This is a genomic window from Pedobacter antarcticus (assembly GCF_900103515.1).
Classification (GTDB): Bacteria; Bacteroidota; Bacteroidia; order Sphingobacteriales; family Sphingobacteriaceae; genus Pedobacter; species Pedobacter antarcticus.
In genome coordinates this window covers 14674-39707 of sequence record NZ_FNGZ01000006.1, presented here as the reverse complement: position 1 = coordinate 39707, position 25034 = coordinate 14674, and the positions used below count along the sequence as shown (strand labels likewise).

Here is a 25034-nt window from a genome sequence, read left to right as displayed (position 1 = left end):
TATAATTCCGGATCATCTCCATGGAAATAACAAATCTGATAGACTTTAAAGCAAAAGCGTTGCAATGGGCAGCTGCGTTTGAAGTCTGTTGCTGTTTTGACTCTAATACCTATCCTGACCAGTATTCCCGCTATGACTTCCTGCTTGCGGCCGGCAAACGACGTGAACTGGCTATAAATGCCGGAACTGCATTCGACGCCCTGAAAAGTTTCCGCAAAGAAAGAAATAGCTGGCTGTTTGGATTGCTTGGTTATGACTTGAAAAATGAAACGGAACAACTTAATTCTGCCCACACTGACCATCTCGGGTTCCCCGATCTCTATTTTTTTGAACCTGAATACCTCATCGCCATCAAAAACGGACAGGTAGAGATCCTGGAAGGTCCCGAAAGCCTTGTTATGCTTATTGAGGCTACTCTTTTGCCAGTAACTCCCGCTCTCAGACCTGCTATGGAAATTAAAAGCAGAATGGACAGAAATACTTACCTCGGTAAAGTAGAAGAACTGCGTGACCATATTTTAAGGGGCGATATCTATGAAGTAAATTTCTGTCAGGAATTTTATGCGGAAGCGGCACTGCTGGATCCATTAGCTTTATATTACCGGCTCAACAGCTTGTCCCCTACTCCTTTTTCTGCTTATTTTAAAAGTGGAGCAAAATATATCTTATCGGCCAGCCCGGAACGATACCTCTGTAAACGGGGCTCAAAAGTATTCTCGCAACCAATTAAAGGGACAGCAAAAAGAAGCGGCGACCATAAAAGCGATGAGGCTTTAAAAACAGCACTGCGCAATGATCTGAAGGAACAGGCAGAAAATGTAATGATCGTTGATCTGGTTAGAAATGATCTGACACGTTGTGCTGTACCAGGCTCTGTGCAAGTGGAAGAATTATTTGGTATTTATTCTTTCCCGCAGGTTCACCAGATGATCTCTACGGTAAGCTGTCAGCTGGATCCGTCTGCTGACCCGGTTGACGCCATCCGTCATACTTTCCCTATGGGGTCAATGACAGGTGCTCCCAAGATCAGGGCAATGCAGTTGATTGAAGAAATTGAACTCAGTAAAAGGGGCGCATATTCCGGCGCTATCGGATACCTTGACCCTAATGATGATTTTGACTTTAATGTACTGATCAGGAGTATATTTTATGCTGCTGACGAGCAATATCTATCTTTCCAGGTGGGCGGCGCAATTACCTATGCATCTTCGGCAGCAGCTGAATATGAAGAATGTATTTTGAAAGCTTCAGCGATCGTAGATACCCTTCAGCCTGAGCAGTTGAAAGATTAATAAACAAAAAGAGCTGCCATGGGCAGCTCTTTTTGTTTTATTTTACGGGTTTTCCGGATGTGGACTTGAAATATTTCATTGCTTCCGGCAGATCTTTCTGAATCTGTGCGATCCTTGTTGCATCTGCAGGGTGAGTACTTAAGAATTCAGGTGGTTTCTGTGATCCGCTGCTGACAGCAGCCATCCTTTGCCAGAAACTTACCGCATTACTCGGATTATAACCTGCCATAGACATAAAGATTAAACCCAGATGATCTGCTTCCAGCTCTTGTGTCCTGGAGTTCGGTAACAGGTAGAATCCTTGTGCACCGATACCGTATACCTGGCTGATCACATTTTGTGTAATAGCAGATTTATTTCCTGTAGCAGCTCCTAATAAGCCACCAACACCTTCAGCTACTGCAGCTTTAGACGCTCTTTCTGAAGAGTGCTGTGCTATAGCATGTGCGATCTCATGTCCCATTACTGTTGCCAGTCCAGCATCATCTTTAGTTACTGGAAGAATTCCTGAATAGACGGCAACTTTTCCTCCCGGCATACACCAGGCATTCACTTCTTTACTGTCAATAAGATTAAATTCCCATTTGAAACCCTGAATCTGTGAAGCATAACCATTAGCATTCATATACTGCGTTACTGCAGTAGCAATCTTCTGCCCGATGATCTTGACACGCTGCGCATCTGCATTATTTAATATTTTGGTTTCAGGGCTTTTCAGCAGCGTACTGTAACTCTGTGCGGCAGCAGTCTGCATTTCGCTCTCGTTTACAAAGCTAATTCTGGATCTGCCCGAAAGCGGAACCGTGGAACAGGAAGAAGTTAGCATGAGAACGGCTGCTGCTCCTGTAAGTATGGTATGTTTCATTGGTTTATGATTAATTGGAGTCTGGTTTAAAGCAAGAACAATTTTACGTTGCGGATGTTTTCTTTTTGAAAAGATACACCTTTGATTCCTTGCCTTTCAAAAGGCGTTCCAAATTCTTCTGATGGGTAACCAGAACCAGAATACAAACGACCATACTGTAAAGCACCTCTGATTTTATGGTTGAATGTAAGACGAATATGATTCCGAGGGGAAATGTAAAGCCTGCACAAATAGAGCTCAGTGACACATATTTGGTAAGTAGTAAAGTGACTACAAAAACCAACACACACAGCATTGCTGCAGGAAAATTGACTGCCAGAATCATCCCCAATAGCGTCGCTACACCTTTACCTCCGCGAAAACCGGCAAAAACAGGAAATAGATGTCCCATAACCGCAGTAACCCCCAGTGCCAGTTCATAATTTACAAATTGTGAAGAGTTATGGGGCCCGGTAACAGACATTCCAATAAAGTAAGCCAGTTTGGTAGCTGTAAAGCCTTTAGCGATATCAATGATCATAACAGCCAGGCCTGCTTTTGTACCTAATACACGAAATGTATTGGTCGCACCCGCATTTCCACTGCCATATTCCCGCACGTCTATTCCATAAAAAGCCTGACCGAGCCATACCGCTGTAGGTATAGAGCCACACAAATAGGCAAGAATGACTGCTGATATTGAATAAATGGATATCATACCTTAAAAGGCTTTTAAACTCATGTCCAGACTTTTCACGGAATGGGTTAAAGCTCCCATAGAGATATAATCTACACCGCATGCCGCATAATCAGCTATGGTCTCCGGTGTAATTCCACCGGATGCCTCTGTAATATACCTGCCATTTATCGTGTTAACTGCCTGACGTAAATCTGCAAAGCTGAAGTTATCCAGCATAATCCTGTTAACCATTCCCTGGTCCAGAACCTGCTGTAATTCATCCAGATTTCTGACTTCTATTTCTATTTCCAGCTCTTTACCAGTCTGCGTCAGATAGTTATTAGCTGCCACAATTGCTTTCGATATTCCGCCTGCATAATCGACATGATTGTCTTTAATAAGTATCATATCATATAGACCGGTTCTGTGATTAACTCCTCCGCCAATACGGACAGCCCACTTTTCAAGATAGCGTAGCCCTGGTGTAGTTTTACGGGTATCAAGGAGCTGAGTAGAAGTTCCTTTCAGTAATTCAACTGTGTCTCTGGTCTTAGTGGCTATACCACTCATACGCTGCATACAGTTAAGTACAAGTCTTTCTGCAAGTAGTATGGAACGGCTGCTACCGGATACGGTAAATGCAATATCCCCGTATTTTACTTCATCACCATCTTTCATCAGGATTTCAACCTGAAGGTTTTTATCTACTTCGGCAAAAATCTCCAACGCAAGTGTAACTCCTGCAAGGACACCTGGTTCTTTAATCAATAGTTTAGCTTTTCCGGTTGCCCCTTCTGGAATAGTAGAGCGTGAAGTATGGTCGCCATCACCAAGGTCCTCAGCGATAGCATTTTTAATAAATTGGTGTATTAATTCCGTATCCAAATCAAGTATTTTAGATCAAAAATAGCATTTTTACGTAAATTAGTGACACTATTTATCGGGTTCGATTCTTAATTCAGTGATAAAAAAAGTGTTACCTGTCTTTTTGAGCGTCACTGCCACCCGGTACTTGCCCCCTCTGGTGGCCAGCGACAACACACCAAAACGGTAATTTGGGTTCGTATTAATCAAGTGTACAACAGTCGAGCTGACGGGCGGACTCTTGACAAAAAAATCACGGAGGATCTGCTCCGCCTGAGCTTTGGAATAAGAGTCTTCATTATCATTTACAGACAGTTCCACAGCAGGCGCGAAGTTTTTACTGATTTCTTTGGCATTTGCTGATTTGAAAAGCTGCGCAATATTATCGACAATATCCCCCTGAAATAACTCAGGATCGAAGAAATGTGTCAATAAAATCAATACCGGAAAAAAGGATCTAATCATAGATTAAAGATAACAATTTATCGGAACACAAATTATGCCATTTGCATCACATAAATAAGAAATAGATTATCGACCAAACCGCATTAAGGTTATATTTGTTAGGTTAACAATTCGCCGGAACTCAATTCTATATAAAATGAACAATAAAAAAGTAATGCTCCTGATCCTGGACGGCTGGGGTTATGGAAAACAAGATAATTCAGACGCAGCATACGCTGCAAACACCCCATTTTTCGATTCTTTGCTCAAACAATATCCGAACTCTAAACTGGAGGCTTCCGGTGAAGCTGTTGGCCTTCCGGCAGGACAAATGGGAAATTCAGAAGTCGGGCATATGAACCTCGGCGCCGGACGTGTAGTATATCAGGAACTCGGACGGATCAACAAAGCAATTAGCGATGGCTCAATTAAGACCAACCCAACGCTGACAGCAGCTTTCGCCTATGCTAAAAACAACAATAAACCAGTTCATTTTATCGGACTTTTGTCTGATGGTGGAGTGCATGCCCATATTAATCATCTTAAAGGCTTATGTGATGCTGCAGGTGAAGCTGGCTTAAGTAATGTATTTGTACATGCGTTTCTGGACGGCCGTGATACAGACCCTAATTCAGGTCTGGGTTTCGTCAAAGATCTTCAAAGTCATCTCGCCGGATCAACCGGTAAACTGGCAAGTTTAATTGGAAGATACTATGCAATGGACAGAGATTCACGCTGGGAAAGGGTAAGTCAGGCTTATAATCTGCTTACACATGCGACCGGCGAACAGACCAGCGACCCTATTGCTGCTATAGAAAAATCTTATGCTGACGGTATCACAGATGAATTTATTAATCCAATCGCTGTTACGGGTGCTGACAATAAACCGGTAGCTGTAATCCAGCCGGATGATGTGGTAATCTGTTTCAATTATAGAACTGACCGTGGCCGTGAAATTACCGCAGCTTTAACCCAGAATGATTATCCTGAGTTTAACATGCATAAACTTCCATTATACTATGTGACGATGACCACATATGATGAGAACTTTAAAGATGTTAAAGTAATTTTCACCAAAGATGATTTAACCAATACTCTCGGAGAGGTTCTTGAGCGTAATCATAAAAACCAGATCCGTATTGCGGAGACCGAAAAATATCCACATGTTACCTTCTTCTTTTCAGGTGGCAGAGAGCTGAAATTTGAGAATGAGAAAAGAATTATGATTCCTTCGCCAAAGGTAGCAACGTATGACCTTCAGCCCGAAATGAGTGCTGCAGGAATTACTGAGGCTATCGTAAAGGAAATGGAAAGTGGCTGGGCAGATTTTATATGTCTGAACTTTGCTAATCCGGACATGGTTGGTCATACGGGTGTTTTCGATGCGGTAGTCAAAGCGGTGGAAACTGCAGATCATTGTGCAGAGACCGTAGTTAAAAAAGGCCTGGAAAACGGATATGCTTTTATCATCCTGGCTGACCATGGTAATTCGGAGTTCATGGTTAACAAAGACGGTTCTGTCAACACTGCTCATACTACTAACCTTGTGCCTTGTATTCTTGTCGGAACGGAATACCAAACTATTGCCGATGGTAAACTCGGTGACATAGCCCCTACTATCCTCAAAATAATGGGTCTTGAAAAACCGGAAATAATGACTGGAAATTCACTGATTTAATGAAATTTATTTTAAAAATTCCGTTAGGCTTACTGATGATGGCTTCGGCCTGCAATAACCGGGAGCCCGGAAAAACTAATACAGATAAATCTTATTTTGATCTGAAAGGTTATTTTACTGCTGAAGCGTCAAAACTTCAGCAGCAAAATCCGCTGATCAGCAAAACCGTCGTACTGAATGGCAGTCAGGAAGAAAAAAAACTGCAGATTGCAGACTGGTCAAAAGAGCTGAGTATATTTATTGATGCAGATATTAACAAACCAGCCTGGAAGGGTGAATTTATACATACTGTGACCGACAGCCTGGAGTCATACACGACAAAAAGTGAAAAAATCCCTGTCAGAAAAGTAGATCTTCACAAATCGGGTAATACCATCGATGAAATCAATATTATTCTCCACACCAATAATTCTTTATATGACTCTGCCGACACTTTGGTCTACAAGCCAGGTGAGTTATACCAGATTAGTAAATCTCAGAAAATACGGCTTATGGATCAGAAGAACTACCTGATGCGCGGTCTTTTCCCGCAGAAATAAAAAATAATATGATGTTTGATAAACAAAAAAGAGCCATTTCCGATCGGAAATGGCTCTTTTTTGTTAGCTGTATTCGTTAAATAAGCTACGCTTATTTAAGGCTTGAAATCTGAGCTTTTACATAATCAATCAATGAGATAATGTCTTTACGTAAAGGCTGCACAGTTAATACTTTCTGAAAATCTGCAATAGAGTTGTTAAACAGGGCTACGCAAGCTTCCTTCTCTACTTTCTTTTTAATCTTATAAGATTTATAGATCGCATAATCTTTATAAGCTAAGCCTCTGTTCTGCAGCAACTGTGTATCTTCTTCGCCGTTAATCTCAATTGCTTTCGTGAAATCTTTAATTGCAGACTGATAGAAGTTCTCCCGCATCTGATTGAGCGATTCTTTCGGATCATTAGCTACATTTTGTCTGGCTTTACCACGATAGTAATAAGCAGAGTAATCTGCCGGCTTAATAGTAATTAGCCTGCTGTAAGTCTCTATTGAATTTTCAAAATCACCGCACTGAAAGTACGAATAGCCCAACATCTTTAACACGCTTGGACTACTTGGTGTTTTGGCATCAGCTTTTTCTAATTGTGCAACTGCTCCTTTGTAATCACCTTTCATCATAGCCTGCATACCTAATTTATCATATCCACCGCTCTGGGCGTATCCTGAATAGGCTGATAATACGAACAATATGACAAGTGCTTTTTTAATGTTATTCATCAATGGTTAATTATAAAAAAATAAAGATATAAAATCGTTGTAATTTGATACTAAAATCCGGGTGTTTTATTTACATCACTCTGTTTAACGTCAAAAACAAGATATTATGATAACCAAAGCAATTTAAATTAAACAAGCTGACTTTTTAACAGGCAATTGAATTAATTCAGGCTTTGGCACAACAGTTGAAATTATAAGCTATCATATAGAATTACAATTTTCATAAACGGCATACTGTCAGAATGTCGTTTTTTTACTTTAGAAAGGCCTATTAATGAGTATAAAAGATCAATTTGATTTTGGCAATGCACTACCTATCATAAATGAAGACACTGAATTTTTCCCGCTAATGTCCCAACAGGATGAAGATGAGATGAATAACGAAGATACGCCCGATATTTTAGCTATACTTCCACTGCGGAATACAGTTTTATTTCCAGGTGTTGTCATTCCAATCACCGTCGGAAGGGATAAGTCTATCAAGCTTATTAAAGAAGCTTATAAAGGGGATAAGATCATTGGTGTTGTCTCCCAGACAGATGTGTCTATTGAGGATCCTACATTTGATCAGTTAAATAAGGTTGGTACGGTTGCCCATATTATAAAAATGCTGCAGATGCCCGATGGTAACACAACTGTCATTATCCAGGGAAAACAGCGCTTCCGTCTGATTGAAGAAATTCAGTCTGACCCATATATTAAAGTAACCATCAGTAAATTTGATGAGGTTAAATTCAAGAAAGACAAAGAGTTTAAAGCTCTTGTTGCGTCTATCCGTGAAATGTCCTCGCAGATAATCCAGCTCTCGCCTAATATTCCTAGCGAAGCAGCAATGGCACTTAAAAACATCGAAAGCACTTCTTTTCTAATCAATTTCATCTCTTCTAATATGAATGCAGATGTTAAAGACAAACAGAAAATGCTCCAGATGGATAATCTGAGAGAGCGTGCGCTGATGGTCATGGAATTACTCACTCTGGAACTGCAGATGCTGGAACTAAAAAACCAGATTCAGCATAAGGTCCGGACAGATCTGGATAAACAACAACGTGATTATTTCTTAAATCAGCAACTAAAAACTATCCAGGAAGAACTGGGTGGAAATTCTTCTGACCTGGAATATGAAGCGCTGGAAACCAGAGCTAAAAAGAAAAAATGGTCGGTAGAGGTTAAGGGTCACTTCAACAAAGAGCTGGAGAAACTGGGCCGTATGAATCCTGCTGCACCGGATTATTCTATTCAGATGAATTACCTGGAATTACTGCTGGATCTGCCATGGGGTGATTTCACTAAAGATAATTTTGATCTTAAGCGTGCACAGCGTGTGCTGGATAAGGATCATTTCGGACTGGAGAAAGTTAAACAGCGTATTATTGAATACCTGGCTGTTCTTAAACTGAAAAAAGATATGAAAGCGCCTATACTTTGTCTGGTAGGCCCTCCGGGAGTTGGTAAAACATCTCTGGGTAAGTCTATTGCCAAAGCTTTGAACCGTAAATATGTTCGTATGGCGCTTGGCGGTATCAGGGATGAAGCCGAAATACGAGGACACCGGAAGACATATATTGGTGCAATGCCCGGCAGAATTATTCAGTCTATTAAAAAAGCTGGTGCTGCTAATCCGGTTTTTGTATTGGACGAGATTGATAAAGTTGGGTCTGATTTCAGGGGTGACCCTTCTTCTGCCCTGCTGGAAGTACTGGATCCGGAACAAAACAGCGCCTTCAACGACCATTATGTGGAAGCTGATTACGATCTGTCGAATGTTTTATTTATTGCAACAGCCAACTCACTAAGTACTATTCAGCCAGCTTTACTGGACAGGATGGAGATTATTGAAGTGAATGGTTATACGATAGAAGAAAAAATCGAAATCGCAAAAAAATACCTGCTCCCTAAACAAAAGGAACAGCACGGTATCAAAACGAAAGATATCACCTTACGTTCTGCACTGATTGAAAAGGTTATCGAGGATTATACACGTGAATCTGGTGTACGTGGCCTGGAGAAAAAAATAGGCTCACTGGTTCGTGGAATCGCGACCAAAATCGCTATGGAAGAACCTTACGAACCGGCATTAACAAACGCCGATGTGGAGCGTATTCTTGGTGCCCCGATCTACGATAAGGACCTTTACGAAGGAAATGAAGTTGCCGGTGTCGTAACAGGTTTAGCCTGGACACAGGTTGGTGGAGATATTCTTTTTATCGAAGCTAGTCTGAGCCCGGGAAAAGGAAAACTGACACTGACAGGTAATCTTGGTGATGTCATGAAAGAATCTGCAGTAATTGCCCTTGCCTATCTTCGTGCCCATGCGGATCAATTCGGAATTGCTTTCGAATTATTTGATAAGTGGGATGTCCATGTTCACGTTCCTGCCGGTGCTACACCGAAAGATGGTCCGTCTGCCGGGATTACGATGTTAACTGCACTAACGTCTGCATTTACACAACGTAAAGTTAAATCTAACCTGGCAATGACTGGTGAGATTACCCTTCGCGGGAAAGTATTGCCAGTTGGCGGTATCAAGGAAAAAATCCTTGCGGCGAAGCGTGCAAATATCAAAGAAATTATTCTTTGCAAATCGAATCGTAAGGATATTCTGGAAATTAAAGAAAGTTATATCAAAGACCTGAATTTCCACTACGTTACGGAAATGAGAGAAGTAGTTGAACTGGCTTTAATGAAAGATCAGGTTAAAAATCCTCAGAATCTGACAATAAATACTAAATCGGACACAATCTGATTTTAAAGATATAAATTAGAGCCCCGGTAAACCGGGGCTTTTTTTTTGAATTCACATGAAATATTACAGATACTTATCGTTCTTCTTTCTGATCCTTTTGGGCTGCTCTGCTCAAGCACAAAATTTTAAGAATGAACTGGGCTTTAACAGTGATAATGATTCTTACCTCGGACAGGGATCTGACCGTTATTATACGAATGGCCTTTTTCTGAATTTCAGACACGCTCCTGATCAGCAGCAGCTGAAAGAAGGTTTGGAGAAAAAGATTTATTCTTTCACACTCGGACAACAGATGTTTAACCCTTATTCGGGTTACGCCCCTGATCCGGCAAAGCAGGATCGTCCATTTGCAGGATATCTTTTTGCAGAAGCCGGTTTACAACTTTTATACAGCAATGAAAGTATACTGAAAACGAAAGTACAGGTAGGAACAACGGGAAAAAACTCTTTAGCAGAAGCTGGTCAGAAATTGCTCCATAAAACTTTTGGGTTCTATGAAACCGGTGGCTGGGACCAGCAAATCAGAAATGAACTGGCCATAAATTTATCTGCGCAATACACACGCCTCTTAACCAGGTTCGCGGAAGACGCAGTGGATTTGTCACTGGACAGCTACGCCAATCTGGGGACAACTTTCAGTGGTGCAGGAGCAGGACTTCTTATCCGGACAGGAAAAATTAACCAGCTTTTTAACGCTGCATACAGCAATGCAGTGATTGGTAACCAGCCTAAAACTAAGGCTTTGGTTAAACATGAAATCTTCTTCTATGCCAGGCCGCAACTTAATGTCGTAGCTTATGATGCCACCATACAGGGAAGTATGTTCAATAATAGCAGTCCGGTTACTTTTGGTGCAAAACCGATTGTATTCAGTCAATTATTGGGCATTAACTATAGCTCTCAGCGCTTTAGTGCAGATTACAGTATGACATTTAAAACTAAAGAGGTTAAAAGTAGTGCTGCTGCCCACCAGTTTGGCACAATCAGCCTTGCCTACAGGTTTAACTAATACTAATCATGCACCGGTGGCCTTTTACGGGTTTCTTTCCTGGCAGATAGATTTTTCTTATCACTCCGGCGCTTAAGTACTACACCACGCGGTATTTTTGTAGGCTTACGTATTTTACTGACATGTAAGCCAGAAATAATTAAGGAAATTAGCTTTTCTGCCGCCCGCTCTTTATTCTGCAGCTGACTGCGGTCTTCCTGACAGATAACATGTAACTGATCTTCCTGGTCTATTCTGAAAGCCAGTCTTTCACGCAGTAAGGATTTCTCTTCTGTGGTTAGGAAATCTGCACTTTCGAGATGGAGAATAAGCTCCACCTTACTAGACACCTTATTTACATGCTGCCCCCCTTTCCCACCGCTTCGGGAAGTTTTTACTTTAACCGCATTGAATATGCTTTCTTTATCAGGTATCATTTGTCAAAAATACTAACTTTGAACCATATGAGAAAAAATCTTGTGGTAGCCATAGATGGCTATTCTTCATGCGGCAAGAGCACTTTAGCAAAAGCACTCGCCAAAAAGCTTGGTTTTATATATATTGACAGCGGTGCTATGTATCGTGCTGTTACGCTCTATTTTATTAGAAACCAGATCAGTTGTTCGGATGAGCTTGCCGTCGCGGATGCACTGCAGCATATCGAACTGAATTTTCATGCGCGCGATTATGAATCTCATATCACACTGAACGGTGAAGAGGTATCGGAGGAAATCAGACAAATGCCTGTTTCGGAAAATGTCAGTGAAGTTTCTGCCCAAAAACTGGTTCGCCGGGAAATGGTCAGACAGCAGCAGCGTATGGGCAAGTCTAAAAACATTGTTATGGACGGAAGAGATATCGGTACCACCGTATTTCCTGACGCACAAATCAAGTTTTTCATGACCGCCGACCCAAAGGTACGTGCTGAACGCAGGTTTAGAGAATTACAATCTAAAGGAGATACAACGACTTCCCTGGAAAATGTATTTGAAAATATTGCGCACCGCGATTATGCTGACACCACAAGAACGGAAAGTCCCCTGGTACGCGCAGATGATGCTATTATACTCGACAACACAAAAATTACGCCGCAAGAGCAGCTCAACTTTGCACTCGATAAAGTAAAAGCGGCCATACCACCGGTAAATCCGGATAAGAATTAATGTTTAAAAGAAAAGGGCCAGTGAATTTGGCCCTTTTCTTTTAATATCTGCTATTTATGGGTTCCACCATACTTTGGCAGTAATAATATCGTCATTACCTTGTTTATCGGCCTGCGCTCCATTGGTTTGCCTTTCTGACTCCGGATACATCAGGCGTAATGGTCTTGCATCTGATGATGGTGCCTGAAGACTGTTCGGAATATCGGGAAATCCTGTCCTGCGGAAATCACTCCATGCCTCCATACTGCTAATACTATTCAAAGCCAGCCATTTTTGTTCGATAATCCGTTGGACCGGATTTGCTGCTGAGGTTAAAGTTACACTGGTTTGCTGCAGATAAGTGTTGATCTCGGGCTGCGTAACCGTCAGATACTTCATCGATTCCTGTATAGCAGCCTGGTAATAAGTCTGGCTGCTTCCCCCGATCCAACCGCGCTGTGCAGCTTCTGCCTGAAGGAAAAGACTTTCAAAAGAGCTGAGCAACACCGAGGGCTGATCGAAGCTTTTAAATAATCCTGCCGGCTTATTATCATTTTCTACCGGGCCACGAAATGCAGAGGTATTTGACGCATTATATTGATCTTCTACTTGCGGATTTCCAAATAAAACACCTTTGTAAGCGCCTTTCACAGGCACATAAATTTTATCCAGTCTCGGATCATTTAACGATTCATATTTATTAATCACATAAACTGTAGGACGGATACTTAAATGGTTAGTGGTCTGCCCGCCTGCATTCCGATAATTACTTTCCCAGAATGGATTCATCTTTCCATTGGTATTCAGATAACCAGGTCTGGCCAGTGCGCTCTCTCCTGCATTTAGAAATCCACTTCCTTCTTGCACGATTCGCTCAATCTCAGTTTTAATGTAAGCTTCGTTTTTGGCTTCTGACTGACGCAATAATCCTCTTAATTTAATGGTATTGGCAAATTTTGTCCAAAGTGTTTTGTTACCGGCAAATATAACATCTGCCTGTGCCGGAGTACCAGCTGGTGAAGCAGCTTTGATATCTTGAATACCATCGGTAATTAACTGTATAGATTTCTCATAAACTGATTTACCGGACTCGTAAGTTGGTGTGATAAACTGCGTGCCTTGTAATGCTTCCTCAAAAGGTACATTATTATAAAGGTCTACCAAGCGCATAAAATGCCAGCCCTGCATGATTTTAGCTATACCGCTATAATAAAGTGCATTTTCCTGAATAGCTTGTTTTTTAATGAGTTCGTAATATAATAAGGTATTATAACTGCCTTCCCAAATCTGAATGCCGTCACGTGTTCCGCGAATAGCAACTCCATTATAGGTTTTCTCCTTAAAAAACAGATTGGTTCCTTCACTTGTAGTACCCCAATAACCGCCCCAAAGAGCAGTAAGCTGGTTTATTTGTCCTGTTTCCTGATTAACGGTGCTGATTAATGCCGCCGGCAATTTAGCACTCAGTGTTAAATTTTCAGAAACGGGTGAATTAGGGTTATCATTAACATCCAGAAATTTCTTGCAGGAACCCAGACTGAGCAGTCCTGCGGTTAGTATAGTATATTGTAAGATCTTCATATTTTTATAGTGTTACGTTCAACTGGAATCCAAATGTGCGTACTGGCGGTATCTGACGGAAACTCAGGTAACCGTCTGTCTGGTTGTAAAGAGATTCCGGATCTCCGAACTTATTATCTTTATGTCTGATAATAAACAGGTTTGTACCCACAACACCTATGCTTGCCTGCTTAATTACCTTCTGTCCTTTCAACAGACTTGCCGGTAAAGTGTAATTGATATTTAATTCACGTAATTTCAGGAAGTCAGATTTAGCAGCTGTATTCCGCTGAACTTTCCCCTGTGCATCCCAGAAAGCTTTGTCACCCTTGGAATACACGGATGTATTTTCCACATAAATGGGATCTTTTGCCGTCCCGGTATTAATTACCGAATTCGGAAAAATAAATGGCTGTCTGTCATAAGCGATCGTCGCTGGATGTGTTCCTGCTGTATACATACGGGGTACAACCTCAGAATATAACCAGCCGCCTAAACGGGAGTCAAATTGAGCAGAAACGCTAAATCCTTTATAATCAAGTCTTGTACTCAAGCCCATCTGATAAGGTGGAACCATAGTGCCAAGATCTGTATTGTCGGCTACTGTAGTTGTATTTCCATCTTTATTGACGATCACTTGACCGTCGTATTTAGCATAATCACTTACTCTCAGCAATGGGTAAGATTGCCCGATAACAGCATAGGATTGCCTAAACATTCTAAACTCATCTAATCCAGCAAAAAGAGTTTTGACTTTATTATTGATATAAGTAAAGTTAAAGCCCATATTCCATCTGAAATCTTTATTACGAACAATGTCACCATTCAGACTTAATTCAATAATAGAGTTGGTTAATCTGCCTGAATTGACGATAGTATTATTATATCCGGTCGCACTCGATGTTAACGCTTCGAATATCTGTCCATCAGAATCTGAATAGACATATGCCGCCTCTACGTTTAAGCGATTATCAAAGAATCCTAACTGAAGGCCGGCTTCAAATGATTTAACAAATTCGGGTTTGATATTCGGATTTGGGTTAATCAAGCCCGGGGTATAACCGACCAGCGACCCGAAAGGGAAACCGTTAGTCTGGCTATAGGCATTGTTTAAGGTATAAGGATCCAATGTTACGTTTCCAGTCTTGTTAAAGGATGCGAACACCTTACCAAAAGAAAGGAATGACTTACCTTTTAACGCTGGAATTGCATCTGTGAAAACGAAGGAAGAGCTTACTCCTGGATAAAAATAGGATTGATTTTCTTTACTCAGCACAGAAACCATATCATTTCTACCGGTTACCGTCAGGAAAAGATAGTTGTTATAACCTGCTGTGAATTCTCCATAGCTCCCCAAGGAACGGTATTTCACTATTCTTGCTAATCCGCCCAACTCACCGGTACGGCTCCCGGGATTAAACAGATCGGGCAACAATAAGTTAGTACTACCAATTTCTGTGACTTTGGTATTATCCATTCTTACATTCTGTCCGAGCAACAGGCGTGTACTGAATTTACCGAACTGTTTTTTAAAGTTTAGCATGAGGTCGTTATTGAATCTGCGGAAGTTATTGCTCCCATCATATACAGACCCGTTTACATTTCTGTTCCCGGATGAAGATGCTAGTTTATTCGTGGTCGTTCTGGTTTCATCTGCAGTACTGTAAAGGCCGGCTCTATATACGGCGCTAAACCAAGGAGTGAATTCATAGTCCAGCTCGATCTTTCCATTGATGGTTTGCAGGTCGGACATATTCCGGTTATTATCCATTAGAAAGAAAGGGTTCTTTGCCCCTGTTGCATCGGTATAATAATTTAAAGGGTGCGCTGCGCTGTTCTCGTCTTTCCAGTTTCTCAAACCAGCAACGTCCAGATTGGCAGGTTGTATATATAGGTTATACCATGGTCCATCGGGTGTTGTATTTCTTTTACTGAAAATATAATTAAAATTATATGAGGTATTCAGTTTCCCAAATTTTCGGGTTCCATTAAATCTTGCGCCTGTTCTTGAGCTCTTATCTCCTGGAATAACTCCGTTGATATCTACCCGCTGCATAGATAAGAAATAGGTAGACTTATCGTCTCCTCCTGAAAATGATAAATCATTCTGAATAGTGCTTCCTGTATTAAACATATCCATCCGGTTATCTTTTGAGGGAGCCCCATAAAATGCCTGCGGCTGACTTCCGTCTGGTAAAGGCAAGCCCAAATCTTTCATAGTTCCGTCAAATGCCGGGCCCCATGATTCATATTGAGTCGGGGAATATACTCCATTCTGGCCCTGGCCGAATTTATTCTGGGCAGGCGGAAGCAGAAAGGCCTTGGAAAATAGCGTACTGTTTGAAAAGTTTATTGATCCCGGGCCGGCTGCGCCTTTCTTTGTCGTAATCATCAGTGCACCATTGACACCTTCTGATCCGTATAAAGCAGCTGCATTAGCCCCTTTTAACACGGTAATGCTTTCAATATCATTTGGATTTAATCTGCCTATGTCTGGTACAGGAACTCCATCTACTACATAAATTGGATTGTTTTTAGCGTCATTAAATGATCTTGACCCGCGTAAACGTATTTGAATAAGGGGTTCTGTTTTACCACTCGTAGCATCATTCATGTTAATTCTCAAGCCGGCAACTTTACTGGCAAGCCCGGCAAGCGGGTTTACTGTCTTACCTTGATTCAGTTCGGAGGAACTCACCAATTGGGCCGAGCTTCCCATTTCCCGCGCTTGTCTCTTAATCCCCAATGCGGAAGTAATTACTACTTCCGAAAGTTCACTTACATCTGAGTCGAGATTAATGTGCAGGTCCTGCTGGTTTGCCGAAAGTGTAATAATAGCAGTCCGGTAACCGGTATAACTGATCTGCAGTTTATCTCCACTGTTAGCACTAAGCGTATAACCGCCTGTCGAACTGGCTATCCCTGTTTCTTTAGTGCTTAAATTAAGTATAGTAGCACCGGGAAGCGGCATGCCATCACTTCTGTCTTTAATTGTTCCCGTAAGTTTTCTTTGCTGTGCGAGCGTCTGAAAACCTAGGCAAATACAAATAATAAATAGTGTAAAAGTTTTATTCATAAGGTATTTATTTGGAAATAGTCTTAATAGTTATAAATTCGCTGCAAATATATCAGTAGCCAATGACGGAAGAAGGAGAACAACTGACGGTAAAAGGAGAATTTGAGTACGCAGTTTATGAACTTGACAGTATGCCGGTTACCCTGGACGCGGGCCTTAAAATGCTGTTTGTAACACAGGGCTGCCTTTGCTTAGAACCTGTACTGGGATTTGATCTTCAGGTAAGTCTAAAATCCAGACAGCACAATCTTTTCCATCTCAACTCGGATTATATCCTTTCTAATCCTAACCCGGAAGAGACCGCAATGCTTATCTGCATTAGCCTGAATATGGATTTTATTACCAGGTACCTGCCGGAAGACCTGGATGCTTTTCAACAGTTTTTCATAAAGTCGGGATTTCCAAGACGTTTTTCAGCAATCAATCTCCACCTCAACCCGGAAATAAATGCGGTACTGCACGCAATTGAAAATTCTGATCATAAGGGTTTTGGAGGAGATCTGTATATAGAATCAAAAGTGGTCGAATTGCTGGCTTTACAATGGTCCCTGGCCGATAGTTACCTGAAAAAAGGGATCAATGCAGTGCTGCATTCTGCCGAAAGGGCCAAAATGGAGAACGCAAGGGAGATTTTACTCAGCCAAGGGGAAAGTCAGTATTCTCTGCGCACACTCGCACATATGGTCGGCACGAATGAATATAATCTCAAAAAGAACTTCAAACTGGTATTCGGAACCACAGTATATGGCTACCTGAACCAGCACAAAATGGAAGAGGCCAGATCTATCTTACTAAAAGGTGGTACAAACGTGGCTGAAGTTGCCCAGAAAATGGGCTATAAACATGCTACACATTTCAGCAGTGCATTTAAGAAGTACTTTGGTTATTTACCAGCCAGACTTAAATTCCTCTGGATATTTTTTGATCCCGAATTTCTGCTAATTCTTTTATAAGCTGAACAATACGGTCCTGAATACTCACAAAATGTTCTAAATCAACAACATTTATTAAATTATTCTTTTATTAAAAATATTAATTTCTATCTTTGCTGTCCCTAATAGGGAAAAGGAGATTAAATGATTAATGGCAAAAAAACAAGTAGCAGAAAAAGAATTATTGGCTAAAAAAGCCGAATTACAAGGTGCAGACGCTCGTCTGACTGAAAGAGAAACTGTAGAATCTGAAGCAGATTCTATGTCGATCGAAGAGATCAAATCATCACTGGCAACTCCAGATCAAGACTTTGACTGGGATGCTGACGACAAAGCTTTCGGAAATTACTCTGACGAAGACCGTAAAAAGTTTGAAGAGATGTATACCGATACTTTCAATCAAATCAACCAAGGTGAAATCATTAGCGGTATTGTTGTTTCAATCAACAATAAAGACGTAGTATTAAACGTAGGATTTAAATCTGACGGTTTAGTATCTACTTCTGAGTTCCGTGATACTCCTGATTTGAAAATCGGCGACACAGTTGATGTATTTGTTGAAGCTCCGGAAGACGCAAATGGTCAATTGATTTTATCTCGTAAAAGAGCTAAAACTCAGAGATCTTGGGAATCTATCAACGAAGCCCTTGACAATGACAGAATCATCAACGGATTTGTTAAAAGCCGTACTAAAGGTGGTCTTATCGTTGACATCATGGGTGTTGAAGCTTTCTTACCTGGTTCTCAGATCGACATCAAGCCGATCCGCGATTACGATGTTTACGTAGGTAAAACTATGGAATTCAAAGTTGTTAAAATTAACCATGAATTCAAAAACGTTGTAGTATCACACAAAATCTTAATTGAAGACGATTTAGAAAGTCAAAAAGTTGAGATCGTATCTAAACTTGAAAAAGGACAGGTACTTGAAGGAACTGTTAAAAACATTACAGACTTCGGTGTATTCATCGATTTAGGTGGCGTTGACGGTTTACTACACATCACTGATATTTCTTGGGGCCGCATAGAGCATCCAAAAGAAGTATTAAGCTTAGACGAAAAAATCAATGTAGTTGTTCTTGACTTTGATGACGAGAAAAAACGTATTGCTTTAGGCTTGAAACAATTGACTCCACATCCTTGGGAAAGTTTAGATACTAACCTTGTTGTTGGATCTAAAGTTAAAGGTAAAATCGTTACTGTAGCTGATTATGGTGCATTCCTTGAAATCATTCCTGGCGTTGAAGGTTTAATTCACGTTTCAGAAATGTCTTGGTCTCAAAACTTACGCAGTCCACAAGAATTCCTTAAAGTTAGCGATGAAATCGAAGCTGAAGTATTAACTTTAGACCGCGATGAACGCAAAATGAGCTTAGGTATTAAGCAATTAACTCAGGATCCTTGGCAAAATGTTGCTGAAAGATATCCTATCGGAAGCAAACATACTGCTGTAGTTAAAAACATGACTAACTTCGGTGTATTCGTGGAAATTGAAGAAGGTATTGATGGTTTAATCCATATCTCTGATCTTTCATGGTCTAAAAAAGTTAACCACCCTAACGAATTCACTAAAGTTGGTGATACATTAGACGTAGTTGTTCTTGAATTAGATGTTGATAGCCGCAAACTGAGCTTAGGACACAAACAATTAGAAGAAAACCCTTGGGATACTTTTGAAACTATCTTCACGTTAGATTCAATCCACCAGGGAACTGTTGTTAAAGTAACTGATAAAGGTGCTGTTATTGCTTTACCTTATGGTGTTGAAGGTTTCGTACCAACAAAACATATGGCCAAAGAAGATGGTACTACTATCAAAGCTGAAGAAACTAATGATTTCAAAATCATCGAGTTTAACAAAGATGCTAAACGTATCGTTGTTTCTCATGCCCGTATCTGGGAAGAGGCTAAAGCTGAAGTTGCCGCTGAAGAAAGAGCATCTAAGAAAAAAGAAGCTAAAGCATCCAGCAATGCAGTTAAAAAAGTTAAAGATTCAGTTGAGAAATCAACCCTTGGTGATCTTGGCGTATTAGCTCAATTAAAAGAGCAAATGGAAGGCGAAGAAAGCAAAAACAAAGGAAAATAATCTTTTAAAAGCTTTATATATAAAAAGCATCCCGCAGGGGATGCTTTTTTTTTGCTTCTGATTTTATATCGAATTATGCCGGATGTCTTGAATATCGCTTGGAGAAGAACGACCCCTTTATAGAAACTTCGCTTTCAACTCTGGCGAAGGTACCATGCAGCTCTCCTCCCTACCCCAAATGCGGTAACGGTTCGCTGCAATCTTCTCATAAACGAAATCCCGGATGAATATTGGTACGAGCTTTAATATTTTAAGTGTCGCCCATCCTCCACCCAAACCGGCTGCAATTTCTAATGCCGCAGCCGACTTCTGATAAACTTTTCCTTCTTTCAGCAATAATATAGTACCCGAATTTTCTGGATTAATATTAAAGTCTTTCAATGTCTTTTTTGCTACCTCACTCTGAAGTGCAGCAAACCGGAACTTGTCCTGCTTGTCTCTATTGATAATAAACTTCACCGTACCAGTACACAGATTACATACGCCATCGAAAAAAACGATCTGAGCTTCCATGCTCAAATCTAAGCATTTAGCTTTTAATTGCATTTGAAGTTGGAGAGCTCCCCGAAATTAATTAACATTGCGGCCACAGAATTCAATCTGATTATTTATATTTGCTTAATCAATTTGTCAATGCAAAAGAGAACCCTGCTAGACGGTAAAAAATTCCAAATCACAATTAAGAGACTTTGTCATCAATTAATTGAGAATCACAACGATTTTTCAAATACTGTTCTTATTGGAATTCAGCCACGTGGCAGTTATTTCGCCGACAGGGTTAAACAAGAGCTTTCTGCAATCCTTCCTGATAAAAACATTAGAAAGGGTAATCTGGACATCACATTCTTCCGCGATGACTTCAGAAGAAAGGATGGCATAGTCTCCGCCAGCAGCAATACCATAGATTTCTTAATTGAAGGTTGCAACGTAATCCTGCTGGACGACGTACTCTGGACAGGACGCACCATCAGATCTGCGCTGGATGCTCTGCTTGCTTACGGCAGACCGGCGAAAGTAGAGCTCCTTGTTTTAATTGACAGAAGATTTTCAAGACAAATTCCCGTTGAACCGGATTATATAGGCCTGCAAGTTGACAGCATAGATTCTCAGTTAGTGAGAGTGAGCTGGAAAGAAACGGAAGGCGAAGACAAAGTAATTTTATTATCAGAACGAAATCAATAAGCAATGGCAGCAGATAAACTATCAACCAGACATCTTTTAGGTATTAAGGACATTAACCTGAATGATATTGAATTGATTTTCGAAACTGCAGATAATTTCAAGGACGTGATTAACCGTCCGATCAAAAGGGTTCCTTCCCTGCGTGATATTACTATTGCAAATATTTTCTTCGAAAATTCTACGCGTACAAAACTTTCATTTGAACTTGCCGAAAAAAGGCTGTCTGCTGATGTAATCAATTTCGCAGCTTCGTCTTCTTCTGTCAGCAAAGGCGAGACTCTGATTGACACTGTCAATAATATCCTTTCCATGAAGGTGGATATGGTTGTAATGAGACATCCTTATGCAGGTGCAGGGGTATTCCTAAGCAAACATATCAACGCACAGATTGTAAATGCCGGCGATGGCGCACATGAACACCCAACTCAGGCATTGCTTGATGCGTATTCGATTCGCCAGAAGTTAGGCGAAGTACGGTGCAAAAAGGTAGTGATTGTAGGAGATATCCTGCACTCCCGTGTGGCTATCTCTAATATTCTGTGTCTGCAGAAACTGGGAGCAGAAGTAATGGTCTGCGGTCCTGCAACCCTGATACCCAAACATATTGCCAGCCTTGGTGTGAAAGTTGAACATGACCTGATTACTGCATTAAACTGGTGTGACGTGGCTAATATGCTGCGCATTCAGCTGGAACGTCAGGATATCAAATATTTCCCCTCCCTAAGGGAATATGCTATGATGTACGGTCTGAACAAGAAAATTCTTGACAACTTGAATAAAGAAATCATTGTCATGCACCCGGGCCCGATAAACCGGGGTGTGGAGATTACAAGTGATGTCGCCGACAGCAAACAGTCCATCATCCTGGAACAGGTCGAAAACGGAGTTGCAATACGAATGGCGGTATTATATCTGCTCGCTTCTCAAAGGGATTAAGTACAAGTTCTTTATCGGTATACCATTTTTTTCATCTTTACGTTAAACAGTGTTATTAACACTTGTTAACTTCTTATGTTAACAAGCTGCATTACAATATTTATATTAGCACCAAACGTATTAGATCCAGATTAAAACGAGGTACTGTCAGACATGAACGGATTCGTCCGGCACGAACTGATAAGGAGACAGAAATTTAAATTAAATACAGGCTTTAATTCAATTTATAAACGAGAATACACAAATAGCTAATGAAGAATGGACACTCATCATAGCTTCATAACCTATAAGAAACTATATCCAATGAAAAAAAAATACCTTTATATTCCTCTCGTACTAGCAGGGAACCTTAGCGTAGGCTATGCACAGGTAAACTCGCTGGTTAATCTGAACAAGAACTACCAAACTGGCCTCGAACTGCTGGATAATGAAAAATATGTTGCTGCCGCCCAACAATTCAGGTTGGTAGAACAAGTGAGAATTAAGCCGGGAACACAACAGGAAAGCAACGCTGAACTTTCCATGCTTAAGGAAAACGCCAAGTTCTACGCGGCTGTATGTGCTCTTGAGCTCGGTAATGGAGATGCAGAGGGACTTTTTCAGAAATTTATAAGGGAATATCCATTAAATCCAAATACCAAACTGGCTTATTTCCATGTAGGTAAAGCATATTTTGCTCAAAAAAATTACGCAAAAGCTCTGGAATGGTTCGAAAAAACAGATCCTTCAACACTTTCTCAAAAGCAAAGAACTGAATATCAGTTTAAACAAGGGTATGCTTATTTTGAAGAAAAGAACATGGAGAAAGCTGAACCATTGTTCGAGGAGGTTAAAAAGGTCGACGGTCCTTTTCAAGAAAGCGCAACTTATTATTTTGCCTATATCAATTACCTGAATAAGGAATATAAAACGGCACTTACAAACTTTGAAAAGTTAAAGGGTTCCACCACTTATGAAGCAAGCTACCCATACTATATTACTTCAATGTATTACCTGGACGAGCGTTATGATGATGTAATCAGCTACGCAGTCCCAATTTTAAGTAGCTCAAAGCAACAGTTCGAAGCAGAAATGCTGAGCTTAATTGCAGCGTCTTATTTCGCAAAATCTGACTTTAAGAAATCGGAACAGTATTTCCGTGAATTCTACGCTAAAAGTACGAGCACTACGAAAAATAATCTTTTCATCTATCAATACGGTTACTCACTTTTCCAACTTGGTCAATACAAGGAGTCTGTCCCTGTACTCGAACAGCTGAACACCGATGATGTTTACCTGCAGAGTGGTATGCACACACTGGGTCGTTCATTTTTAAAGTTGAATAACAAGGAGAAAGCGAGAAGTGCTTTCTTCAGGGCTTCAAGATTGGAATTTGACCGGGTTACTCAGGAAGATGCCTGGATTAACTATGCCCGGTTGAGTTATGAACTTGATTTCAACCAGCAGGCCCTGGAATCTACCCAAAGTTTCCTGAAACAGTTTCCTACGTCAAGAAAACTGAACGATGCTAAAACTTTATTGGGCGAGATTCTTTTAACCAGCAAAAATTATCAGGCTGCAATTGATATCCTGGAACCAATAACCAATAAGTCTCCAGAGGCCGAAGAAGCTTATCAGAAAGTTACTTACTTCAGAGGGCTGGAATTTTATAATGAACGGGCATTCCCGAACGCGCTTTCGATGTTCCTGCGTTCCAATAAATTCCCGAACGATCAGGAAATCCATGCACTGAGCACCTATTGGATGGCTGAATCAATGTATGAATTGCGCAAATTCGGTGAATCGGTAAAAACGTTCGAAAAGTTTCTGACTATGCCGGGTGCGAGCAAAACCAAAGTATACAACTTCGCAAATTACGCCTTGGCATATGCTGCTTTCGAAGATGAAAAATATTCAAAAGCTGCTAATTATTTCGAACGCTTCCTTAGTGGTAACGATAAAGATAAAAATACAGTGGTTGATGCAACTGTCCGTTTAGCAGATGCGTATTTCGTCAATAAAAGCTACGGTAATGCTTTAAGTTATTATGATCGTATCATCAGCGACCGCTCGACCGGTGAGGATTACGCGCTATTCCAACGTGGAATGATTCAGGGTCTTCAGGGACAGGATGATGCAAAGATAGCCACAATGCAAAATTTACTGGCCCAGTTCCCATCTTCTAATTATGCAGATGACGCCGGCTTTGAAACTGCTTATACTTATTTTAATAAGGGTGATCTGGACAAATCAAAAAATGACCTGACGTCTTTACTCAGCAAATATCCTAACAGTAGTTACGTGCCACGTGCACTGGTAACTATCGGACTTGTACAGTATAATCAAGATCAGGATGATGCTGCATTAGGAACTTTCAAAAAGGTTATAACTGACTATCCAAGTTCTGCTGAAGCGAAACAGGCTCTGGAGTCCATTAAAAATATCTATGTTGACCGTAGTGACGCAAATGGGTTTATCGATTATGCGAATACTACGCCGATTGGTAACTATACTGTCGCGGAGCAAGATAATATCGTCTTCCAGGCAGCTAATAATCACTACCTGAAAGGTGATGCACAGTCTACGGTAGAAAGTGTGAATGCTTACTTCGATAAATTCCCGAAATCTATTCATGCGAAGGAAGCGAGATTTATACGTGCTGAGTCGCTAGTAAAATTAGGTAAACCTGATCTGGCAGTTCCGGATTATGAATTTATCCTGAATGACTGGACAAGCGAATATACAGAGCGCTCACTGATCAGTATTTCAAAACTATATCTGGCCCAGAATAAATATAATGAGGCTATTGTCTATCTGAAAAGACTGGAAACTACGGCTGATTTTAAGGTTCATTACGCCTTTGCAATTAACAACCTGCTGAAGTCTTACAGTGCCTTGAATATGCCTGATGACGTTTTAAAATATGTTCAGCTGACTAAAGAATCAGATAAGGCTTCTGAAGAGGATATTAACAGTGTTGATCTCTATGCAGGAAAAGCTTACCTGTTAAAGGCAGATACAGCTGCTGCACAGAAGGCATTTACAAATGTTGTTAGCAAGACGAAGACGTTAGCTGCTGCTGAGGCGAAGTATAATGTTGCCGCGATCCAATATGCTAAACATGATTATAAAGGCTCGCAGAAAACTTGTTTTGATTTGATTAACAATATGGCCTCGTATGAGTACTGGGTAGGAAAATCTTTCATCTTGCTCGCTGACAATTACCTGGCGCTGAAAGATAAATTACAAGCTAAAAGCACTTTGCTAAGTATCATTGATAATTATGAGGGTAAAGATGAAATTGTGGCTACTGCCAAAGAAAAATTAGAGAAAATTAAATAAGAACGAG

At 40.7% G+C, this 25034-nt stretch carries 20 protein-coding genes; 11 read left to right on the top strand and 9 right to left on the bottom strand.

Annotated features, from left to right (window positions below):
- The first annotated feature begins 20 nt into the window (after window positions 1-20).
- Window positions 21-1292 carry an anthranilate synthase component I family protein gene (locus BLR53_RS13100; protein ID WP_037442501.1) on the top strand — a complete coding sequence of 424 codons (1272 nt, stop codon included), beginning with the start codon at window positions 21-23 and terminating at the stop codon, window positions 1290-1292.
- A 37-nt stretch (window positions 1293-1329) separates the two neighbouring features.
- On the opposite strand, the gene BLR53_RS13095 is transcribed toward BLR53_RS13100, so the two are convergent.
- Genes BLR53_RS13095 through BLR53_RS13080 form a run of 4 tightly spaced genes read right to left on the bottom strand, consistent with a single transcriptional unit; the run spans window position 1330 to window position 4144 of the window.
- The gene (locus tag BLR53_RS13095) at window positions 1330-2157 is read right to left on the bottom strand and encodes a M48 family metallopeptidase (RefSeq protein ID WP_037442503.1); all 828 of its coding nucleotides are present in this window, start codon (window positions 2155-2157) and stop codon (window positions 1330-1332) included.
- 43 nt (window positions 2158-2200) lie between these two features.
- Entirely contained in the window at window positions 2201-2854 is a 654-nt protein-coding gene (plsY, locus tag BLR53_RS13090) for a glycerol-3-phosphate 1-O-acyltransferase PlsY (protein WP_037442505.1), read from the bottom strand.
- Between the two features lie 3 nt (window positions 2855-2857).
- A complete protein-coding gene (gene nadC / locus BLR53_RS13085; RefSeq protein ID WP_074590256.1) occupies window positions 2858-3700 on the bottom strand; it encodes a carboxylating nicotinate-nucleotide diphosphorylase in 843 nt (280 codons plus the stop codon).
- A 48-nt stretch (window positions 3701-3748) separates the two neighbouring features.
- A complete protein-coding gene (locus BLR53_RS13080; RefSeq protein ID WP_037442509.1) occupies window positions 3749-4144 on the bottom strand; it encodes a DUF4783 domain-containing protein in 396 nt (131 codons plus the stop codon).
- A 136-nt stretch (window positions 4145-4280) separates the two neighbouring features.
- Here BLR53_RS13080 and gpmI point away from each other — a divergent pair, with 136 nt between their 5' ends.
- Complete coding sequence (gene gpmI / locus BLR53_RS13075) at window positions 4281-5801, top strand: 2,3-bisphosphoglycerate-independent phosphoglycerate mutase (RefSeq protein WP_037442511.1); 1521 nt, start codon at window positions 4281-4283, stop codon at window positions 5799-5801.
- Window positions 5801-6340: a hypothetical protein gene (locus BLR53_RS13070; RefSeq protein WP_074590253.1), complete on the top strand. Its 540-nt coding sequence runs from the start codon at window positions 5801-5803 to the stop codon at window positions 6338-6340. The genes gpmI and BLR53_RS13070 overlap by 1 nt, the downstream gene beginning before the upstream one ends.
- A 91-nt stretch (window positions 6341-6431) precedes the next feature.
- Here the strand turns inward: BLR53_RS13070 and BLR53_RS13065 are convergent, their stop codons facing one another.
- Window positions 6432-7058: a tetratricopeptide repeat protein gene (locus BLR53_RS13065; protein WP_037441431.1), complete on the bottom strand. Its 627-nt coding sequence runs from the start codon at window positions 7056-7058 to the stop codon at window positions 6432-6434.
- A gap of 274 nt (window positions 7059-7332) precedes the next feature.
- On the opposite strand from BLR53_RS13065, the gene lon reads away from it, so the two are divergent.
- Both lon and BLR53_RS13055 read left to right on the top strand, forming a co-directional pair.
- Window positions 7333-9804, top strand: a complete 2472-nt coding sequence (gene lon, locus BLR53_RS13060) for an endopeptidase La (RefSeq protein ID WP_074590250.1) — start codon at window positions 7333-7335, stop codon at window positions 9802-9804.
- Between the two features lie 55 nt (window positions 9805-9859).
- On the top strand, window positions 9860-10813 hold the full coding sequence (locus tag BLR53_RS13055) for a lipid A deacylase LpxR family protein (protein ID WP_074590248.1): 954 nt from the start codon (window positions 9860-9862) through the stop codon (window positions 10811-10813).
- A 2-nt stretch (window positions 10814-10815) separates the two neighbouring features.
- On the opposite strand, the gene BLR53_RS13050 is transcribed toward BLR53_RS13055, so the two are convergent.
- Entirely contained in the window at window positions 10816-11229 is a 414-nt protein-coding gene (locus BLR53_RS13050) for a peptide chain release factor-like protein (RefSeq protein ID WP_037441435.1), read from the bottom strand.
- A gap of 27 nt (window positions 11230-11256) precedes the next feature.
- Here BLR53_RS13050 and cmk point away from each other — a divergent pair, with 27 nt between their 5' ends.
- Entirely contained in the window at window positions 11257-11955 is a 699-nt protein-coding gene (gene cmk / locus BLR53_RS13045) for a (d)CMP kinase (RefSeq protein WP_074590246.1), read from the top strand.
- Window positions 11956-12009: 54 nt separating this feature from the next.
- Here the strand turns inward: cmk and BLR53_RS13040 are convergent, their stop codons facing one another.
- Window positions 12010-13515, bottom strand: a complete 1506-nt coding sequence (locus BLR53_RS13040) for a SusD/RagB family nutrient-binding outer membrane lipoprotein (protein ID WP_074590244.1) — start codon at window positions 13513-13515, stop codon at window positions 12010-12012.
- A gap of 4 nt (window positions 13516-13519) precedes the next feature.
- The gene (locus tag BLR53_RS13035; RefSeq protein WP_074590242.1) at window positions 13520-16570 is read right to left on the bottom strand and encodes a SusC/RagA family TonB-linked outer membrane protein; all 3051 of its coding nucleotides are present in this window, start codon (window positions 16568-16570) and stop codon (window positions 13520-13522) included.
- 62 nt (window positions 16571-16632) lie between these two features.
- On the opposite strand from BLR53_RS13035, the gene BLR53_RS13030 reads away from it, so the two are divergent.
- Both BLR53_RS13030 and rpsA read left to right on the top strand, forming a co-directional pair.
- Window positions 16633-17523 (top strand): helix-turn-helix transcriptional regulator, encoded by an 891-nt coding sequence (locus tag BLR53_RS13030; protein ID WP_074590240.1) that lies wholly within the window; start codon window positions 16633-16635, stop codon window positions 17521-17523.
- A 130-nt stretch (window positions 17524-17653) separates the two neighbouring features.
- The gene (gene rpsA / locus BLR53_RS13025; protein ID WP_074590238.1) at window positions 17654-19588 is read left to right on the top strand and encodes a 30S ribosomal protein S1; all 1935 of its coding nucleotides are present in this window, start codon (window positions 17654-17656) and stop codon (window positions 19586-19588) included.
- Window positions 19589-19705: 117 nt separating this feature from the next.
- On the opposite strand, the gene BLR53_RS13020 is transcribed toward rpsA, so the two are convergent.
- A complete protein-coding gene (locus BLR53_RS13020) occupies window positions 19706-20101 on the bottom strand; it encodes a thiol-disulfide oxidoreductase DCC family protein (protein WP_037441440.1) in 396 nt (131 codons plus the stop codon).
- 120 nt (window positions 20102-20221) lie between these two features.
- Here BLR53_RS13020 and pyrR point away from each other — a divergent pair, with 120 nt between their 5' ends.
- From pyrR to BLR53_RS13005, 3 genes are all read left to right on the top strand, one after another.
- Window positions 20222-20770 (top strand): bifunctional pyr operon transcriptional regulator/uracil phosphoribosyltransferase PyrR, encoded by a 549-nt coding sequence (pyrR, locus tag BLR53_RS13015; protein ID WP_037441442.1) that lies wholly within the window; start codon window positions 20222-20224, stop codon window positions 20768-20770.
- Window positions 20771-20773: 3 nt separating this feature from the next.
- A complete protein-coding gene (locus BLR53_RS13010) occupies window positions 20774-21706 on the top strand; it encodes an aspartate carbamoyltransferase catalytic subunit (protein ID WP_074590236.1) in 933 nt (310 codons plus the stop codon).
- Between the two features lie 303 nt (window positions 21707-22009).
- A complete protein-coding gene (locus tag BLR53_RS13005) occupies window positions 22010-25027 on the top strand; it encodes a tetratricopeptide repeat protein (RefSeq protein ID WP_037441461.1) in 3018 nt (1005 codons plus the stop codon).
- Window positions 25028-25034: the final 7 nt, after the last annotated feature.

Excerpts from the sequence above, each read along its gene's own strand:
- BLR53_RS13100 (WP_037442501.1), top strand. The coding sequence starts at position 21 with ATGGAAATAACAAATCTGATAGACTTTAAAGCAAAAGCGTTGCAATGG.
- BLR53_RS13095 (WP_037442503.1), bottom strand. The coding sequence starts at position 2,157 with ATGAAACATACCATACTTACAGGAGCAGCAGCCGTTCTCATGCTAACT.
- plsY (WP_037442505.1), bottom strand. The coding sequence starts at position 2,854 with ATGATATCCATTTATTCAATATCAGCAGTCATTCTTGCCTATTTGTGT.
- BLR53_RS13080 (WP_037442509.1), bottom strand. The coding sequence starts at position 4,144 with ATGATTAGATCCTTTTTTCCGGTATTGATTTTATTGACACATTTCTTC.
- gpmI (WP_037442511.1), top strand. The coding sequence starts at position 4,281 with ATGAACAATAAAAAAGTAATGCTCCTGATCCTGGACGGCTGGGGTTAT.
- BLR53_RS13070 (WP_074590253.1), top strand. The coding sequence starts at position 5,801 with ATGAAATTTATTTTAAAAATTCCGTTAGGCTTACTGATGATGGCTTCG.
- BLR53_RS13065 (WP_037441431.1), bottom strand. The coding sequence starts at position 7,058 with ATGAATAACATTAAAAAAGCACTTGTCATATTGTTCGTATTATCAGCC.
- lon (WP_074590250.1), top strand. The coding sequence starts at position 7,333 with ATGAGTATAAAAGATCAATTTGATTTTGGCAATGCACTACCTATCATA.
- BLR53_RS13055 (WP_074590248.1), top strand. The coding sequence starts at position 9,860 with ATGAAATATTACAGATACTTATCGTTCTTCTTTCTGATCCTTTTGGGC.
- BLR53_RS13050 (WP_037441435.1), bottom strand. The coding sequence starts at position 11,229 with ATGATACCTGATAAAGAAAGCATATTCAATGCGGTTAAAGTAAAAACT.
- cmk (WP_074590246.1), top strand. The coding sequence starts at position 11,257 with ATGAGAAAAAATCTTGTGGTAGCCATAGATGGCTATTCTTCATGCGGC.
- BLR53_RS13040 (WP_074590244.1), bottom strand. The coding sequence starts at position 13,515 with ATGAAGATCTTACAATATACTATACTAACCGCAGGACTGCTCAGTCTG.
- BLR53_RS13035 (WP_074590242.1), bottom strand. The coding sequence starts at position 16,570 with ATGAATAAAACTTTTACACTATTTATTATTTGTATTTGCCTAGGTTTT.
- BLR53_RS13030 (WP_074590240.1), top strand. The coding sequence starts at position 16,633 with ATGACGGAAGAAGGAGAACAACTGACGGTAAAAGGAGAATTTGAGTAC.
- rpsA (WP_074590238.1), top strand. The coding sequence starts at position 17,654 with ATGGCAAAAAAACAAGTAGCAGAAAAAGAATTATTGGCTAAAAAAGCC.
- BLR53_RS13020 (WP_037441440.1), bottom strand. The coding sequence starts at position 20,101 with ATGGAAGCTCAGATCGTTTTTTTCGATGGCGTATGTAATCTGTGTACT.
- pyrR (WP_037441442.1), top strand. The coding sequence starts at position 20,222 with ATGCAAAAGAGAACCCTGCTAGACGGTAAAAAATTCCAAATCACAATT.
- BLR53_RS13010 (WP_074590236.1), top strand. The coding sequence starts at position 20,774 with ATGGCAGCAGATAAACTATCAACCAGACATCTTTTAGGTATTAAGGAC.
- BLR53_RS13005 (WP_037441461.1), top strand. The coding sequence starts at position 22,010 with ATGAAAAAAAAATACCTTTATATTCCTCTCGTACTAGCAGGGAACCTT.